General features: G+C 73.3%; 15 protein-coding genes. 5 read left to right on the plus strand and 10 right to left on the minus strand.

Annotated elements, in window-relative coordinates; all coding sequences use genetic code 11:
• Positions 1-79: 79 nt before the first annotated feature.
• The 3 genes from HDA34_RS09090 to HDA34_RS09100 are packed head-to-tail and all read right to left on the minus strand — an operon-like array spanning position 80 to position 2,533.
• On the minus strand, positions 80-883 hold the full coding sequence (locus HDA34_RS09090) for an amino acid ABC transporter ATP-binding protein (protein WP_049148021.1): 804 nt from the start codon (positions 881-883) through the stop codon (positions 80-82).
• A 1-nt stretch (position 884) separates the two neighbouring features.
• The gene (locus HDA34_RS09095) at positions 885-1,715 is read right to left on the minus strand and encodes an amino acid ABC transporter permease (RefSeq protein ID WP_049148022.1); all 831 of its coding nucleotides are present in this window, start codon (positions 1,713-1,715) and stop codon (positions 885-887) included.
• Complete coding sequence (locus tag HDA34_RS09100; RefSeq protein WP_036314235.1) at positions 1,712-2,533, minus strand: ABC transporter substrate-binding protein; 822 nt, start codon at positions 2,531-2,533, stop codon at positions 1,712-1,714. Before HDA34_RS09100 ends, HDA34_RS09095 begins: the two co-directional genes overlap by 4 nt.
• A gap of 253 nt (positions 2,534-2,786) precedes the next feature.
• Here HDA34_RS09100 and HDA34_RS09105 point away from each other — a divergent pair, with 253 nt between their 5' ends.
• Positions 2,787-3,536 (plus strand): hypothetical protein, encoded by a 750-nt coding sequence (locus tag HDA34_RS09105; protein WP_230282047.1) that lies wholly within the window; start codon positions 2,787-2,789, stop codon positions 3,534-3,536.
• 4 nt (positions 3,537-3,540) lie between these two features.
• Here HDA34_RS09105 and HDA34_RS09110 read toward each other — a convergent pair whose 3' ends face one another.
• Positions 3,541-4,722: a YihY/virulence factor BrkB family protein gene (locus HDA34_RS09110; RefSeq protein ID WP_036314237.1), complete on the minus strand. Its 1,182-nt coding sequence runs from the start codon at positions 4,720-4,722 to the stop codon at positions 3,541-3,543.
• Positions 4,723-4,868: 146 nt separating this feature from the next.
• On the opposite strand from HDA34_RS09110, the gene clpB reads away from it, so the two are divergent.
• Positions 4,869-7,463, plus strand: coding sequence for an ATP-dependent chaperone ClpB (gene clpB, locus HDA34_RS09115; RefSeq protein ID WP_070709419.1), 2,595 nt, complete (start codon positions 4,869-4,871; stop codon positions 7,461-7,463).
• Between the two features lie 127 nt (positions 7,464-7,590).
• Here the strand turns inward: clpB and HDA34_RS09120 are convergent, their stop codons facing one another.
• On the minus strand, positions 7,591-9,009 hold the full coding sequence (locus HDA34_RS09120) for a M20/M25/M40 family metallo-hydrolase (RefSeq protein WP_233437081.1): 1,419 nt from the start codon (positions 9,007-9,009) through the stop codon (positions 7,591-7,593).
• A gap of 294 nt (positions 9,010-9,303) precedes the next feature.
• Here HDA34_RS09120 and HDA34_RS09125 point away from each other — a divergent pair, with 294 nt between their 5' ends.
• The 3 genes from HDA34_RS09125 to HDA34_RS09135 all read left to right on the plus strand — a co-directional run bounded on the left by HDA34_RS09125 (position 9,304) and on the right by HDA34_RS09135 (position 11,639).
• Entirely contained in the window at positions 9,304-9,510 is a 207-nt protein-coding gene (locus HDA34_RS09125) for a DUF3073 domain-containing protein (RefSeq protein WP_036314242.1), read from the plus strand.
• A complete protein-coding gene (locus HDA34_RS09130) occupies positions 9,507-10,451 on the plus strand; it encodes a Sir2 family NAD-dependent protein deacetylase (protein WP_044658859.1) in 945 nt (314 codons plus the stop codon). The genes HDA34_RS09125 and HDA34_RS09130 overlap by 4 nt, the downstream gene beginning before the upstream one ends.
• A gap of 198 nt (positions 10,452-10,649) precedes the next feature.
• Positions 10,650-11,639 (plus strand): hypothetical protein, encoded by a 990-nt coding sequence (locus HDA34_RS09135; RefSeq protein WP_073116715.1) that lies wholly within the window; start codon positions 10,650-10,652, stop codon positions 11,637-11,639.
• Between the two features lie 67 nt (positions 11,640-11,706).
• Here the strand turns inward: HDA34_RS09135 and purM are convergent, their stop codons facing one another.
• From purM to HDA34_RS09160, 5 genes are all read right to left on the minus strand, one after another.
• Positions 11,707-12,864, minus strand: a complete 1,158-nt coding sequence (gene purM / locus HDA34_RS09140) for a phosphoribosylformylglycinamidine cyclo-ligase (RefSeq protein ID WP_036314247.1) — start codon at positions 12,862-12,864, stop codon at positions 11,707-11,709.
• A complete protein-coding gene (purF, locus tag HDA34_RS09145) occupies positions 12,861-14,474 on the minus strand; it encodes an amidophosphoribosyltransferase (protein ID WP_036339306.1) in 1,614 nt (537 codons plus the stop codon). Before purF ends, purM begins: the two co-directional genes overlap by 4 nt.
• On the minus strand, positions 14,471-14,878 hold the full coding sequence (locus HDA34_RS09150) for a hypothetical protein (protein WP_036314251.1): 408 nt from the start codon (positions 14,876-14,878) through the stop codon (positions 14,471-14,473). Before HDA34_RS09150 ends, purF begins: the two co-directional genes overlap by 4 nt.
• Positions 14,879-15,161: 283 nt before the next feature.
• Entirely contained in the window at positions 15,162-15,563 is a 402-nt protein-coding gene (locus HDA34_RS09155; RefSeq protein WP_036314253.1) for a sterol carrier family protein, read from the minus strand.
• The gene (locus tag HDA34_RS09160; RefSeq protein WP_036314255.1) at positions 15,560-16,633 is read right to left on the minus strand and encodes an asparaginase; all 1,074 of its coding nucleotides are present in this window, start codon (positions 16,631-16,633) and stop codon (positions 15,560-15,562) included. Before HDA34_RS09160 ends, HDA34_RS09155 begins: the two co-directional genes overlap by 4 nt.
• Positions 16,634-16,659 lie beyond the last annotated feature (26 nt).

The following is a 16,659-nucleotide window of genomic DNA, read 5'->3' on the forward strand; positions in this document are numbered from 1 at the left end:
GGGGCCCCGCCCGGACCACGGTCCGAGCGGGGCCCCTCACGCATGTGCCCGCCCGCCGGGGCACGGCGGGCGGGCAGGCTCAGAGGTCGATCTCGGTGGGGTGCAGCACGCGGCGCAGGAAGTCCTGGGTGCGCGGCTGCTGGGGATCGGAGATCACCGCGGCGGCCGGGCCGGCCTCCACCACGACGCCGCCGTCCATGAACACGACCCGGTCGGCCACCTCACGGGCGAAGCCCATCTCGTGGGTGACCACGAGCATGGTCATGCCGTCGCGGGCCAGCTGACGCATGATCGCCAGGACGTCGCCGACGGTCTCGGGGTCGAGGGCCGAGGTGGGCTCGTCGAAGAGCATCAGCTGCGGGTCCATGGCCAGTGCACGGGCGATCGCCACGCGCTGCTGCTGACCGCCGGAGAGCTGGTCCGGGTAGCGGTCCTCGAGCTCGGCCAGGCCCACGCGGGCCAGCTGCCGGCGGGCGATGTCCACCGCCTCGGCCTTGCCCCGCTTGAGCACCTTGAGCTGGGCCACGGTGCAGTTCTCCAGCACGGACAGGTGCGGGAACAGGTTGAACTGCTGGAACACCATGCCCACGTGGCGGCGCAGCACGTCCAGGTCCACGTCCTCGTCCGTGACCGTGAACTCACCGACCGTGACGACGCCCGAGTCGGGCTTCTCCAGCAGGTTCACGCAGCGCAGGAGGGTGGACTTGCCCGAGCCGGACGGGCCGATCAGGCACACGACCTCGCCGGGGGCGACGTCGAGGTCGATGCCGCGCAGCACGTGGTTGGCGCCGAAGGACTTGTTGAGGCCGGCCACGTGCACGCCGGCGGCGTCCGCGGCGGCCACCGCGCCGAAGGATCCGGTGATGGGGTTCTGCTGGGCCATCTCAGTGCCCCTTCTTGGTCGAACGGGTCTCGAACCGGCGGGCCAGCAGGGACAGCGGCACGGTGATCACGAGGTAGAACAGGCCGGCCACAAGGATCGGCGTCATGCCGGCGTCGAGGGCGGAGATGCCGTCGCGACCGAACTTGGTGAGCTCGTACTCGTGCGCGGCCAGGCCGAGCACGTAGACCAGCGAGGAGTCCTTGGTCAGGAGGATGACCTCATTGGTGAGCGGCGGCAGCACGATGCGGAACGCCTGGGGGATCACGATGGTGACCATGGCCCGCCACGTCGGCATGCCGAGGGACCGGGCCGCCTCCATCTGGCCGCGGGGCACGGCCTGCAGGCCGGCGCGCAGGGTCTCGGCGATGTACGCGGCCGAGACCATGCCCAGGGCCACCATCACGACGACGGGGATCGGCCAGGACACCCCGAACGCGAAGGGCACCCCGTAGCCGAAGGCGAGGAACACCAGCAGCGCGGGGACGCCGCGGAAGAACTCGACGTAGGCGGTGGCCAGCCACCGGTACGGGCCGAACGAGCTCAGGCGCATGAGCGCGAGCACGATGCCGCCCAGGAGGCCGACGACGAACGAGGTGACCGTGTAGAACAGCGTGTTGCCCAGGCCCACGAGGATCACGTTGGGGAACATCGGGGCCACGGCGGGGAAGTTCAGGACGTTCTCGGTGAGCGTGCCCCAGTCGATGAGGACGGCCAGGACGACGAGGGCGAGGACGAAGACGGCTGCCTGGATGATCAGGGACAGCCGACGACGGCGGCGCGCGCGGCCGGGCTTCATGGCCGGTGCCGGCGAGACGGGGGCCTGCGTGCTCATCGGTAGTCCTCCTGTGCCTGACCGAACCAGCGCTCCTGGAGCTCGGCCACGGTGCCGTCGTTGCGCAGCTCCTGCAGCGCGCGGTTCACGGCGGAGCCGAGCTGCGCCTTCTGCGGGCCGACCGCCATGCCGAGCTGCTCGCCCGTGGGCAGCGACTCGACCACCTCGAAGCGATCGTCGTCCTTGAGGGAGTAGAGCAACACGGACTGGTTGCCCAGGGCGGCGTCCACGGTGCCGGCCTGCAGGGCCTGGACCTGCATGCCGCCGTCCTCGAACTGCACGGGGCTCAGGCCGTTCTGCTGGGCGTATTCGTCGCCGGTGGTCGCGGCCTGCACGCCGATCCGGCGGCCCTTCGCGGAGTCGACGTCGGTGATGCCGGAGCCCTTCTTCGCGACCAGGACGAGGTCGTCGTCGAGGTAGGGGAGGGTGAAGGCCATGACGCGCTGACGGGCCTCGGTGATGGAGATCGACGAGGCGTTCACGTCGCAGCCGGTGAGCGAGGCACCCGACTCGATGGCCTCGAAGGAGGAGTCGATCACGTTCACCCCGAGGCCCAGCTTCTCCGCCACCGCCTCGACCAGCTGGATGTCGTAGCCGGTCAGCTCACCGTTCTCCTCGAACTCGAAGGGCGGGTAGGGGACGTCGGAACAGACCGTCAGGACGCCGGGCTGGACGAGGCCGTACGAGGTGCTCAGGTCGTCGTCGGACACGATGCCGGCGGATCCGGCGTCGCCGCCGAGGACGGCGCAGCCGGTGAGCAGCGCCGCCGACGCGGTGAGCCCCACGGTGCCGAGGAGGCGGGAGTGGATGCGGGTCATGGAGGGCCTTCTGTGTCGCCGTCGGGAGGGGGCGGGTCGGAGGGAGCCGGCAGAGTGACGTGTTCCGCCGTGATTGGTGGTCATCGTAGTGCGTCGGGCCCGTCGCGGGCGCCGGGAGACGGCTCGTCGCCGCGGAGCGAGCCGATCGACCGGTGGCCCTGCCGCGACCCGCCTCCGCAGGCGAAAGCTGGCCCTGCGCTGTGGGGATTGTCAGGCTGGTCACATCGTCGTCACCCGGTCTGAGAGGTCTCTCATGCTCCGCCCCGCCGCCCCCGCTCGCCCCGCCGTCGCCCTGTCCCTGCTCGCCGTGGGCGCCCTCGCGCTCGTCGGCTGCGGCGGGGGAGGCGGCGAGGCCTCGTCCTCCTCGGCCGACGCGTCCGAGTCCGCCCCGACGGGGGCCGGCTCGGACCTCACGGACGAGCAGGAGGAGCGCGTGGAGGCGCTCGAGGACGTCCTGCTCACCCCGGAGACCGCGCCCGGCGGCGTGTTCACGGGCATGGAGACCCAGGCCGGCGGCGGCGAGCCGATCAGCACCAGCCTGAGCCTGACGGGCGTCACCCCCACGGGCGCCTGCGCGGACCTCATCGAGCAGATCAACACGCAGCAGGCGCCCGGGCTCGGCGGTGCGCTGGCCCAGTACGAGGTGGACCCGGCCGCCGTCACCGGCCTGGCCGGTTCCCAGGCCGGGGCGTTCGGCATGGTCGCGGTCACCGACGACGGCACCGATCTGCTGGCGCCCTTCGGCAAGCTGGCCGACACGTGCGGCACGTTCGGCGACCCGGACGGCGTCCAGGCGGCCTTCACGAAGGTGCCCGGCGTGCCGGACGCGGTCCACATCGCTCTGGGGAACTCGGGCATGGACACGGCCCTGTTCACCATGACCGTCGGCGGCGTCACGGACGGGGACGAGCTCGTGTACCTCGGCATGGTGGGCCTCGACGAGGAGATCGCGGCCGAGACGCTGCGTGCCCAGGTCGAGGCGTTCGAGGCCCGGGAGCGCTGACCTGTCAGTCGTCGGGCCGGGACGTCGGCTCGAGGCGGGCGCCATCGTCGGACACCGGGTCCGCGTGGAACGGGCTGCCCGAGCTGACGTCCTCCGGGTCCCGCCGCCCCGACTCGACCGCGAGGAGGCGCCCCTCCTCGGAGAGCAGGGGTGTGGCCTCGATCGTGAGGTCCTCGCCGGCGCGCACGGCGTCGGCCACGAGCCGGGCCAGGCGGCGGTTGCGGGCCTCGTACCGTTCGGAGGCCTCGAGCACCGCGGTGTGCCGCGTCGCCAGCTGGATCTCGACGGAGGCGTCGATGCCGACGGCCAGCTGGCGGGCACGCAGCACCTCCGCGTCGAAGGCGGCCCCGGCCAGCAGCACGATGCACGCCACCCACGCGAGGGCGAGCACGCCGATCGCGGAGTTGATCCGCCCGACCACGGCGAACTGGCCGAACCGGTCCGTGATCCAGCCCAGGGCCACGGTGGCGCCGAAGAGCAGGACCACCACGGCCACGGCGCCGAGCGAGAGCGGGCGGTAGCGGGGCTGCCGGACGTTGGGCCCCAGGCGGTAGGCGAGGGTCACGATCAGGGCGATCACCACGAGGATGACCGGCCACTTCACCACGTTCCACGTCTGGACCGTCTCCTCCGGCAGGCCGACGGCCTGGCCGAGGCGCAGGGAGAGGTCGCCGCCGACGACCACCAGGATCGTGATCAGCACGGCGCCGAGCATGAGGGCGAGCGTCTCGACGAAGACCACGAGGCGGAAGTGGAGGAAGGGCCGGCCCTCGCGGGTGTCGTGGATGCGGTGCATGGCCCGGTGGAACGCGCCGACGGCGCCCGAAGCGGACACCACGGTGCCGACGGCCCCGAGGACGACGGCGCCGGTGCCGGGCCCGGCCGAGCCGAGGGTCAGGATCCATTCGCGGACGACGTCGGGCGTCAGCGACGGCCAGATCTCGGCGGCCAGGTGGGCCGCGGCGTCCACGGTCTCCTCCTCGACGCCCAGCAGCGAGACCACGGAGAGCAGGGCGATGACGGTGGGCAGCAGGGACAGCGCCCCGAAGAAGGTCATGGCGGCGGCCACATCCCAGACCTGCAGCTCGAAGAGCCGGTGCAGGGTGCGGCGCAGGACGTACAGCAGGGACACCCGCGGTCGGGTGTACGTGCGGAGGCGCCGGGGCGCCGCTGTGGAGCCGGCCATGGCACCAACGTACCGGCGCGAGGGGGAATAGCCCTGGTGCGTGGAGGGTTGAGCTATATAGACTCAACTTCGTCTGCGGCGGGAACGGCCCGCGGTCGACGGTTGTCCGACACCCCGGGACACGGGAGAGAAGGAGCCAATAGTCCATGGATGCCAAGTTCACCACCAAGAGCCAGGAGGCGCTCTCGGCTGCGGCCATGAACGCCTCCACCGCCGGCAACCCCCAGGTCGAGCCGGCCCACCTGCTGAAGGCCCTGATGGACCAGCGGGAGTCCGTCGCCGTGGCCGTCCTGAAGGCCGCCGGGGCCGACCCCGACGCCGTCTCCACGGCGGCCTCCTCGGCCATCCGACGCCTGCCCTCCACCCAGGGCAGCACGGTGGCCCAGCCCCAGTTCTCGCGCGCCGCCCTGCAGGTCGTGCAGAACGCGCGCACCCAGGCCGAGCAGCGCTCGGACGAGTTCGTCTCCACCGAGCACCTGCTGCTCGGCGTGGCAGCGGACTCCGGCGAGGCCGGTGAGGCACTGCGCTCGAACGGGGCGAGCCTCGAGGCGCTCGCCGCCGCCCTGACCCTGGTGCGCGGCGACTCCCGCGTCACCACCCAGGACCCGGAGACCACCTTCCAGTCCCTGGAGAAGTACGGCACGGACCTCACCGAGATCGCCCGCTCCGGCAAGCTCGACCCGGTGATCGGCCGCGACGCCGAGATCCGCCGTGTGGTGCAGGTGCTCTCGCGCCGCACCAAGAACAACCCCGTGCTCATCGGCGAGCCCGGCGTCGGCAAGACCGCCGTCGTCGAGGGCCTGGCCCAGCGGATGGTGGCCGGGGACGTCCCCGAGTCCCTGCGCGGCAAGACGCTGATCAGCCTGGACCTGGGCGCCATGGTCGCCGGCGCCAAGTACCGCGGCGAGTTCGAGGAGCGCCTGAAGGCCGTCCTCGAGGAGATCAAGGCCGCCGAGGGGCAGGTCGTCACGTTCATCGACGAGATCCACACCGTCGTGGGCGCGGGCGCGTCCGAGGGCGCCATGGACGCCGGCAACATGCTCAAGCCCATGCTGGCCCGCGGCGAGCTGCGCCTGATCGGCGCGACCACCTTGGACGAGTACCGCGAGAACATCGAGAAGGACCCCGCCCTGGAGCGCCGCTTCCAGCAGGTCTTCGTGGGCGAGCCCAGCGTGGACGACACGATCGCCATCCTGCGCGGGCTCAAGGAGCGCTACGAGGCCCACCACAAGGTGGCCATCGCCGACTCCGCGCTCGTGGCCGCGGCCACGCTGTCCCACCGGTACATCACCGGCCGCCAGCTGCCGGACAAGGCCATCGACCTCGTGGACGAGGCCGCCTCACGCCTGCGCATGGAGATCGACTCCGCCCCGGAGGAGATCGACGTCCTGCGCCGCCAGGTGGACCGCCTGACCATGGAGGAGCTCGCCCTCGAAGGCGAGACGGACCCCGCGTCCATCGAGCGGCTCGACGCCCTGCGCGCGGAGAAGGCGGACCGCGAGGAGGAGCTCACCGCCCTCACCGCCCGCTGGGACGCGGAGAAGGCCACCCTCAACCAGGCCGGCGACCTGCGCGCCAAGGTGGACGAGCTGCGTTCGCTCGCCGAGAAGGCCCAACGCGACGGCGACCTCGCCGAGGCCTCCCGCCTGCTGTACGGCGAGATCCCCGCGCTGGAGAAGCAGCTCGAGGAGGCGGACCGCGCCGCCCGCGAGGCCGACCGCTCGGCCACCGAGCCGATGGTCTCCGAGGAGGTCACGGCGGACGACATCGCCGAGGTGGTCTCCGCCTGGACCGGCATCCCCGCCGGGCGCATGCTCACCGCCGAGTCCGAGAAGCTGCTCACCATGGAGGAGCACCTCGGCGAGCGGCTGATCGGGCAGCGGGACGCCGTCGTCGCCGTCGCGGACGCGGTGCGCCGCTCGCGGGCCGGCATCGCGGACCCGAACCGGCCCACGGGCTCGTTCCTGTTCCTGGGCCCCACGGGCGTGGGCAAGACCGAGCTGGCCAAGGCGCTCGCGGAGTTCCTCTTCGACGACGAGCGCGCCATGGTGCGGATCGACATGTCCGAGTACGCGGAGAAGCACTCCGTCTCCCGCCTGGTCGGCGCCCCTCCGGGCTACGTCGGCTACGACGAGGGCGGCCAGCTCACGGAGGCCGTGCGGCGTCGCCCGTACTCGGTGGTGCTGCTGGACGAGGTGGAGAAGGCCCACCCCGAGGTCTTCGACATCCTGCTCCAGGTGCTCGACGACGGCCGCCTCACCGACGGCCAGGGCCGCACCGTGGACTTCCGCAACGTGATCCTGATCCTCACCTCGAACCTGGGCTCGCAGTTCCTCGTGGACCCGACCCTGGACGAGGCCGCCAAGCGCGAGTCCGTGATGTCCGTGGTGCGCGGGGCGTTCAAGCCCGAGTTCCTCAACCGCCTGGACGAGATCGTGCAGTTCGACGCGCTCACCGTGGCCGAGCTGACGCGGATCGTGGACCTGCAGGTCGAGTCCCTGCAGGCGCGCCTGACGGACCGCCGCCTCACCCTCGAGGTGTCCGACGCCGCCAAGGCGTGGCTCGCCGCGACCGGGTTCGACCCGGCCTACGGCGCCCGGCCCCTGCGCCGCCTGGTGCAGCGCGAGATCGGCGACCGCCTGGCCCGCGGCATCCTCGCCGGGGAGATCGCGGACGGGGACACCGTGGTCGTGGACCGTGTCGAGGGCGAGAACGGCCTCACCGTGACCCGGAAGGGCTGACGCCGGGACCGACGGACCGTGTTCCTCCTCCCTCTGGCGCGTCGGGGGCGGTTTCGGGTGGCATCCGGCCTGGATACCACCCGAAACCGCCCCCGACGGCATCTGCGAGACGGGCGGACGCCTCGGGTCAGCGGGTGCCGAGGGCGTCGGCGTCCTGCTGGAGGGTGCCGATCAGGTTCGCCACCGCGCGGGCCGTGTGGGTCAGCGTGGTGATGGAGACGTTGTCGATGTCGTCCTGGGGCGTGTGGTAGTTGTCGTCGCGGATCGAGAGCAGGCCCGTCGAGGCGATGCCCGCGTCCACGAACGGCGCGTAGTCCGAGCGGCCGTTGCTGCCCTCGGGCTGGTGCGTGTGGCCGTCGCGGTCGAGCTGCGCGCCGAGCAGGGACTCAGCACCGATCGACCAGTCGGCCGTGAGCACGCCGAGCGTGTTCTGGTGGTCCAGCGAGGCCACCATGTCCAGGTTGGTGTAGAGGATGATGTCCTCACGCTCCGCGGCGGTCAGGGTGTCCACGTAGTGGTGCGAGCCCAGCAGGCCGATCTCCTCGGCGCCCCACAGGGCGAAGCGGACCTTGCTCTCGGCCTTGTTGGCCTTGGCGGCCTGGCGCGCGACCTCGAGGGTCGCCGCGACGCCCGAGGCGTTGTCGTGGATGCCCGGGCCCTCCGGCACGCCGTCCAGGTGGGCGCCGAGCATCACGACGTCGTCGTCGCTGCCCGTGCGCGTCTCCGCCAGCACGTTCCAGGTGGGCCGCTGCTCCACGAGCTGCTCGAGGTCCAGGGTGACGGTGGCGCCGCCGGCGCGGGTCTGGGCCAGCAGATCGGCGCCCAGCTCGCGGGTCACGCCCACGGTCCCGACGACGTCGCCCGGCGCGGCGCCCAGGGTGCCGTTCAGCGCGCCCTCGGCGTTGTTGTAGATGATGACGGCCTCGGCACCGGAGGCGGCCGCGACCTGGGACTTCTGGGCGAAGGTGCAGTCGCCCCGGGAGACCAGGGCGACGCTGCCGGTCAGGTCCGCGTCGGCCCAGTCCGCGTCGGCGCAGCCGGTGGCGGCGCCGGCGGGGGCGGCGAGCGGGGCGTCGGCGACCTGCGCTGACGGCGAGGACGTGAAGACGGTGTGCTCGAGGTCGCGCTGGACGGGTCCGGTTTGCTGAAGCCGGTCCCGCAGGGTCTCGGTGTAGGTGATCTCGAACTCCTGGAGCTCGACGTCGTAGCCGGCCTCCTCGAGCTCGCCCACGGCGTAGTCGAGCGAGGCCTGGAAGCCCGGCGTGCCCGCGGCGCGGTTGCCGTGCTCGTCCGCGATGGCCGCGAACGCCTCGATGTCCTGGCGGAGGTGGTCCGAGGAGATGGATCGGACCAGCTTCTCCGGTGAGTTCGGGTTGCCGCCGGCACGGTTCTGGCCGGGGCCCAGGCCCCGGTCGGCGGTCTGCGCGGTGGCTGCGGTGGCCTTCGCCGGGGCGGCCGGGGAGGACGGGGCGGCGATCGAGACGGGGGCGGCGGCGAGCGTGGCGGCCAGGGTGGCGGCGGCCAGCAGGGTGGGGGTGCGGCGCATGGGCATCCTCATCGTCGGGGCGGATGTGACGTACGCAACCTAGCCGCTCGTCCAGCGTCCGTACAGGGTGCGTGTCACGCCCGTCCAGCCGGATGCCGCGCGTGTCGCGGCCGCCCGCGCCGCACCCGGCGCCACTGCACGCCCCGCCGGACCGGGCCGGTCGTCGTCGTCCACAGGCCGTCCGGCGGGTCATGTATCCTTGTCCGCACGAACCATATTGACCAGTGAAGACCTCGGCGGGCCCCTGTGCGCCACAGATCCGAGGCGGCGAGAGATGCGAAGGGGGTCACGCTCATGGGGCGCGGCCGTCAGAAGGCGAAGGCCACGAAGCAGGCACGGGAGATGAAGTACTTCTCTCCCGGAACAGACCTCTCGGCACTGGAGCGAGAGCTCACGGGCGGACGCACGCGCGGCCCGGAGCAGGACCAGGAGCCCGAGTACGAGGATCCGTACGCGGACCTCTACGCGGAGGACGAGGACGACGACGCGCGGGCGCGATGACGCCCGCACGGCATCCGGCCCTGGACGGGCATCAGGCCGCCCTGCGGTCGATCGCCAGGGTGGTGGATGAGACAGCACCGCTGCAGGACCCCGAGACGGCGTCTCGGGGTCTGCTGCGTCTGATGGAGGAGTCCCGCCCGCTCGTGATCACCGGGGCCGGCGTGTCCACCGACTCCGGCATCCCGGACTACCGGGGGCCGAACGGGTCCCTGCACCGCCACCGGCCGATGACGTACCAGGAGTTCCGGGACGACCCGGCCGCCCGCCACCGCTACTGGGCACGCTCGTTCGTGGGCTGGCGTCGCATGGACCAGGCCCGGCCGAACGAGGCGCACCGCATCCTCGCGCGCTGGGCGGCCGAAGGGCGGATCGCCGGCGTCCTGACCCAGAACGTGGACGGGCTGCACGCCGAGGCCGGACGCGCGGCGGGGATGCCGGAGGACCGGCTGATCGAGCTCCACGGGGACCTGGCGCGCGTGGCCTGCCTGAACTGCGGGGCCACCGAGTCCCGCCGTGACCTGGACCTGCGGCTCGAGGCCGCCAATCCGGGCTACCTCGAGCGCGTGGCGATCGACCCGGACGCCGTGAACCCCGACGGGGACGTCTCCCTCGACCAGCACTGGGTGGAGGAGTTCACGATGGTCGGCTGCCGGGTGTGCGGCTCCGTGAAGCTCAAGCCGGACGTCGTGTACTTCGGCGAGTCCGTGCCCGCGGCGCGGCGCGCGGCCGCGGAGGCGATGGCCGACGACGGCGGCACGGTGCTCGCCGTCGGCACCTCGCTGGCCGTGATGAGCGGCTACCGGTTCGTGCTGCGGGCCGAGCGGGCCGGGCATGAGACGGGGCTGATCAACCTCGGCCCCACCCGCGCCGACGCCAAGGCCCGCTGGCGCTGGCGCGCCCCGGTCGCCGACGCGCTGGCCTGGCTCGACGCCCGCCTCTGACCCCCACCCACGTTTTCGTGCGGGAAACGGCGGACGCCGGGGCGTTTTCGTGCGGGAAATGGCGGGCGCCGGGGGTGTGGACACCGGGTGGCCCGGGGCCACGCACGACTCCTGCACAGGCGGCGCCGCCGACGTCCTCGTCCACGGTGGGTGCTCCCGCGCGGCCGGGGTCGGCCGGGTTGAGCCATCGTCACGGGCATGGTCACGTCTTCCCTGCCCCTATCGGACATCGCCGAGGCCGGCCGGCCGTTCACCCGTGGCGACCTGCGCGCGGCCGGGGTTTCGGAGCGACTGGTCCGCGGCGGTGACGTGCGGCGCGTGACGCATGGGGTCCATCGGCTCCGGTCTGACCACCTCGGCTCGTGGGCGGATCTCGGCTACGTCGAGGCCCCCGCTCCCTTCGCGCCGGAGGAGACGGCCGCGATCGTGGAGGCGAGCGGGGGAGTGGCCTCCCACCTCACGGCGCTGCTCCTGCACCGCGTGCCGCTGCCGCCGTTCCTGGCGGAGGACGGCACGGTGCACGTGTCCCGGCCGCACCCGCGCGGGGCGAGCGTCCGACCGGAGATCACCTCGCATGCCCGCCTCGTCCCGGCCGCGGACGTCACAGCCCTCCACGGGATCCGCCTGACGAGCCTGGAGCGATCCTGGGCGGATCTGGCCGCGCTGCTTCGTCCAGGCATGCTCGAGCCCGTCGTGGCGGCCGGGGACGCCCTCATCCATCGGCCGTGGTCGCCGGAGGGGCGTCGCTCACCACGGACCACGACGGCGGCCCTGCGGTCCGCGCTCCTGCGTGCCGGACGGTTCAAGGGAGTGCGCACCGCCCGTGCCGCACTCGAGCTGGTGCGGGTGGGCGCGGATTCCCCGCAGGAGACAGCCCTGCGACTGGCCCTGCTCCACGCCGGCCTGCCCGAGCCGGAGCTCCAGCTGGTGCTGCACCCGGGCCGGGCCCGGTCACCGGACGCGGATCTGGGGTGGCGGCAGTGGCGCTTGGTGGTCCACTACGACGGCGGTCACCACCTCGACCCGGCACAGCTCGCGGTGGACTCGTGGCGAGACGAGGGATGGGCGCGCGCGGGCTGGACGCAGATCTGGGCCACGGTGGACGACGCACGGGACGACTTCCGGCGCGTCGTCGCCGAGGTGCAGACGCACCGGGCCCGGCTCGGCGGGCGGGTGTTCGCGTCGTGAACCGCCGTTTCCCGAACGAAAACACCCCGGAGGCCGCCGTTTCCCGAACGAAAACGCCCCCGGGGGGTCAGGCGGCGTACTGGCCGCGCATCAGCACGGCGCCGCCGTCGACGCCCTTGGCGCCCTGCACGAAGTCCAGGCCTGCGGCCGCCGCGTCGTCGGTGAGGGCGCCGATGGTGCCCATCTCCCACGCGTCGATGCCGGCGTCCACGAGCACGGAGATCGACTTCGCGGCCACCTCCGGGTCCACCACGGCCACCATGCCCACGCCGAGGTTGAGGGTGCGCTCGAGGTCGGACTGCGGAACGCGGCCGAGCTCGCCCACCAGGCGGAACACGGGCGGCAGGGACCAGGTGTCGCGCTCGACGGTCGCCATGAGGCCCTGCGGGAGCACGCGCGCCAGGTTCGCGGCCAGGCCGCCGCCGGTCACGTGGCTGAACGCGCGCACCGGCAGGTCCGAGCCGCCCTCGTGGCCGTTGAGGCGCTGCACCAGGTCGAGGCAGGCGCGGGAGTAGATGCGGGTCGGCACGAGCAGCTCCTCGCCGAGGGTGCAGCCGAGCTCGGTGACCTCGCGGTCCAGGGACCAGCCCGCGGCGTTCACCACGCGGCGCACGAGCGAGTAGCCGTTCGAGTGGATGCCGGAGGAGGCCATGCCGATCACGACGTCGCCGGACTGCACCCGCTCCGCGCCCAGGACCATGTCCGCCTCGACCACGCCGGTGGCCGCGCCCGCCACGTCGTACTCGTCTGCGGCCAGCAGGCCCGGGTGCTCGGCGGTCTCGCCGCCCACGAGCGCGGTGTCGGCCAGGCGGCAGCCCTCGGCCACGCCGCGCACGATGTCCGCGATGCGCTCGGGCACGACCTTGCCGCACGCGATGTAGTCGGTCATGAACAGGGGCTGGGCACCGACCACCACGATGTCGTCCACGACCATGCCCACGAGGTCCTGGCCGATGGTGTCGTGCTTGTCCATCGCCTGCGCGATCGCCACCTTGGTGCCGACGCCGTCCGTGGACGTGGTCAGCAGCGGCTTGCGGTACTGCAGCAGCGCGGAGGCGTCCCACATGCCGGCGAAGCCGCCGATGCCGCCCATGACCTCGGGGGTGTGGGTGGCCTTCACGGCGTCCTTCATCAGCTCGACGGCGCGGTCGCCGGCCTCCACGTCGACGCCGGCCGAGGCGTAGGTGATCGGGGCGGCGGAGGAGGGGGTCTGGTTCGGGGTCACAGCGGGGTCCTGTCCGTCTCGGTGAGCAGCTTCTCGTCGTCGGCGTCCGGGCCGGGCTCGCAGCCCGTGGCGGTCACGGTGGTGGTCTCGCCGCCCTCGTCCAGCACCACGGTGGACGCGGGCGACACGGCGACCGGCTCCAGCAGGCCCTTGCCGCGCTCGCCCTCGTCGGCCAGCGGGATCGGGTAGTCGCCGGTGAAGCAGGCGGTGCACAGGCGCTCGCGCGGCTGCCCGGTGGCCTCGATCATGCCGTCCTCGCTGATGTAGGCCAGCGAGTCGGCGCCGATGGACGCGGCGATCTGGTCCACCGCGGCGCCGTTGGCGATGAGCTCGGCGCGGGTGGCGAAGTCGATGCCGTAGAAGCAGGGCCACTTCACGGGCGGGGAGGAGATCTTCACGTGCACCTCGGCGGCGCCGGCCTCCTTGAGCATCCGCACGACGGCGCGCTGGGTGTTGCCCCGCACGATCGAGTCGTCCACCACCACGACGCGCTTGCCGGCCACCACGGTGGACTCGACGTTGAGCTTGAGGCGGATGCCGAGCTGGCGCAGCGTCTGGGACGGCTGGATGAAGGTGCGGCCCACGTACGCGTTCTTCACGAACCCCTGGCGGAACGGCAGGCCCGAGGCGTCCGCGTAGCCCACGGCGGCGGGCGTGCCGGACTCGGGCACGGGGATCACGACGTCGGCCTCGACCGGCTGCTCGAGCGCGAGGCGGCGGCCCATCTCCACGCGGGACTCGTACACGGAGCGCCCGGCGATCGTGGCGTCCGGCCGGGCGAGGTAGACGTACTCGAACACGCAGCCGGCCGGCTTGGACTCGGCGAAGCGGGTGGAGCGGATGCCCTCCTCGTCGATCGCGATCATCTCGCCGGGCTCGACCTCCCGAATGAAGGAGGCGCCGACGGTGGCGAGGGCCGACTGCTCGGAGGCCACCACCCAGCCCCGCTCGAGGCGGCCGAGCACGAGCGGGCGCACACCCTGCGGGTCGCGGGCGGCGTAGAGGGTGTGCTCGTCCATGAACACGAAGCAGTAGGCGCCGCGGATCTTCGGCAGCAGCTCGAGGGCGGTCTCCTCGAGGCGGTCCCCGGGGGCCCCGTGCAGCAGGGCCGTGACCAGAGCGGTGTCCGTGGTGTTGCCCTGCTTCATCTCACCGTGGGTGTGGCGGCCGTCCGCGGCGTGCACCATGCGCAGCAGCTCCGCGGAGTTCACGAGGTTGCCGTTGTGCGCCAGGGCGACCGTGCCGTCGTCGGCGGTGGCGCCCAGGGTGGGCTGGGCGTTGGCCCACTTGTTCACGCCGGTGGTGGAGTAGCGGCAGTGGCCGACGGCGATGTGGCCGCTCAGCGCGGTCAGGGTGGCCTCGTCGAACACCTGGGAGACCAGGCCGATGTCCTTGTAGACGGCGATGCGCCCGCCGTCCGAGACGGCGATGCCCGCGGACTCCTGGCCGCGGTGCTGGAGGGCGTACAGGCCGTAGTAGGCCAGCTTCGCGACCTCCTCTCCCGGCGCCCACACGCCGAACACGCCGCATTCGTCCTGCGGCCCCTGGTCCTGGGGGTCGAGGGCGGCGGTCAGGCGGCCGTCGCCTCGTCGGGTGCGCGGTGCGATCACTGCTCGGGGGTCCTTTCGGTGGGGGTGGCGCGGGCGGGCGGGGCACCCGCGTCCACGCGGTCCAGGCGGACGTCCGCCATGGCCGGGTCGTCGGTGCGCTCGAGGACCACGGTGCGCGCGGTCGACCGGGAGCGGCGGTCCAGCAGCAGCCACACGAGCAGTCCGAGCACGCTCGTGCCGAGCATGCTCAGCAGCGATGCGAAGCCGAACGTCTCCGAGAAGGAGAGCGGGATGCCGGAGTACGGGTCCGCGGGCGGGGTGGGGGAGGCATGGACCGCGGTGGTGATCACGAGGGCGATCAGCAGGCCGAGCGCGAGCGCCACCGCGAGCACCGCGGTCAGCCGCGGGGCGCGACGGACGGTGTAGGCGCGCTGATCGGGGGTCGGCTCGGGGGCGGAGGTCATGCGCGCCAGTCTATCGAGTCGGCCGCTGGGGCCAGTCCCGGGTGCCCGCGGCGGTGGAGGCAGTCCCGGAGCACGCTCTGGCCGGCGCGCTGCGTGACGGTGAGCTCGTCGACCGTGGCCTGGCATTCCTCCAGCGGGAGCACGACCTGCCCGCGGGTACGGTCGAGCTGTGCCGTCGCCGCGGTGTCCGGGGTGGGGCCGGCAGAGCTGCATCCTGCGACGAGGAACGGTGCCGACGTTCGAACGGTCGGTGTCGCCGAGAGGACTGCCGGACACCCCTCGCTCACGGCCGCACGAGCGGCAGGTGCGCGCCGAGGTCGGCCCGCACGCCCGAGGCGCGCACGCCGCCGGCCGCCGTCGCGTCCTCCCAGGTCGTCAGCCCCGTGGCCAGGGACAGCCATGTCACGGCGTCCATCTCCACGACGTTGGGCGGGGTGCCGCGTGTGTGCCGGGGCCCGGGGAGGCACTGGGCGACGCCGAAGGGCGGCACGCGCACCTCCACCGAGTTCCCGGGCACGCGGGTCGCCAGCTCCTCGAGCGCGAAGCGCACCGCCGTCGCCCGCGTGGGGCGCGGCAGCGCGGCGGCCGCCGCGGGGTCCTCCTCGTGGGCGCGTGCCCACGCCAGCAGCGCCGCGTGGCCCTCGACGACAGGCACCCGGCGGCGCGGGACGGAGCCGGTGGTCACGCCCGCGCCTCGAAGGCCGGCAGGACGTCCCCCACGAGGTCCCGCACCGGCGCGGCCAGGCGGATCTCGCCGACCGGCTCGCCCCGGCCGAGCACCGGGGGCACGACGGCGGCCAGCACGCCCGGCAGCGTCGCCCGGTCCACGTGGTCCGGGGCGAACCGGGCCAGCAGCGCGAGCGCGACCAGGTCGCCGGCCCGCGTGCCGCCGTCGAGCGCCTTGACGGCCACGGCCGTGCCGTCCGGCGCGGCCATGACGAGGACGCCGTCCGCGCCCACCTTGGCGAGCAGGCCGAGCTCGCGCATCACCACGGTGTTGGAGCTCGTCTCCCCGTGGACGGCCCACGGGTGCTCGAGCATCGCCGTGGCGACGGCGGCCGCGTGCGGATCCGCGTCGGCGCGGCCGGGCGCCGCGGCGACCCGCCCGATGCCGCGGGCCAGGCCCGCCAGCGAGATGACGGCGGCCGGGGCGCCACAGCCGTCCACACCGGTGTGGGCCACCGGCTCGCCGCAGTACTCGGCGATCACCGCGTCCACCTCGCGCTGCAGCGGGTGCGCCGGGTCGAGGTACGTGGCGACGTCGTGCCCGGACGCCGCGCAGGCCGCGAGGAAGCCGGCGTGCTTGCCGGAGCAGTTGAAGGCCAGCGGGGTGGCGGCGGCGGCCTCGCCGTCGCGGCGGACCTGGGCGACCACCTCGGAGGTGTCCGCGGGCCAGGCCGGCGGGCACTGCAGGGCGGACGCGTCGAGGCCGGCGTCCGCGAGCATGCGCTCGGCCAGCGCCTGGTGCCGGAGCGTGCCCCGGTGCGAGCCGCACGCGATGGACAGGGCCTCGCCCTCCAGCGCCGCCCCGTGGCGCAGCGACGCGATGGCCTGGAACGGCTTCAGCGTGGAGCGCGGGTAGATCAGCGCGTCTGCGGGGCCGAGGGCGGCCAGCACCCGCCCGTCGGGGCCGGTCACGACGGCGGCGCCCGCCGTGCGGGACTCGACGAAGCCGTTGCGGACGGTCTCCACGAGCTCGACGGCATCGGACAGGGCGAAGGTCTCGCCCGTGGGGGCGACGGTGGCGTGGGTCATGCGGTCCAGGGTAGCGAGGGCCCCGG

This window comes from Micrococcus luteus (genome assembly GCF_014138885.1).
Classification (GTDB): domain Bacteria; phylum Actinomycetota; class Actinomycetes; order Actinomycetales; family Micrococcaceae; genus Micrococcus; species Micrococcus luteus.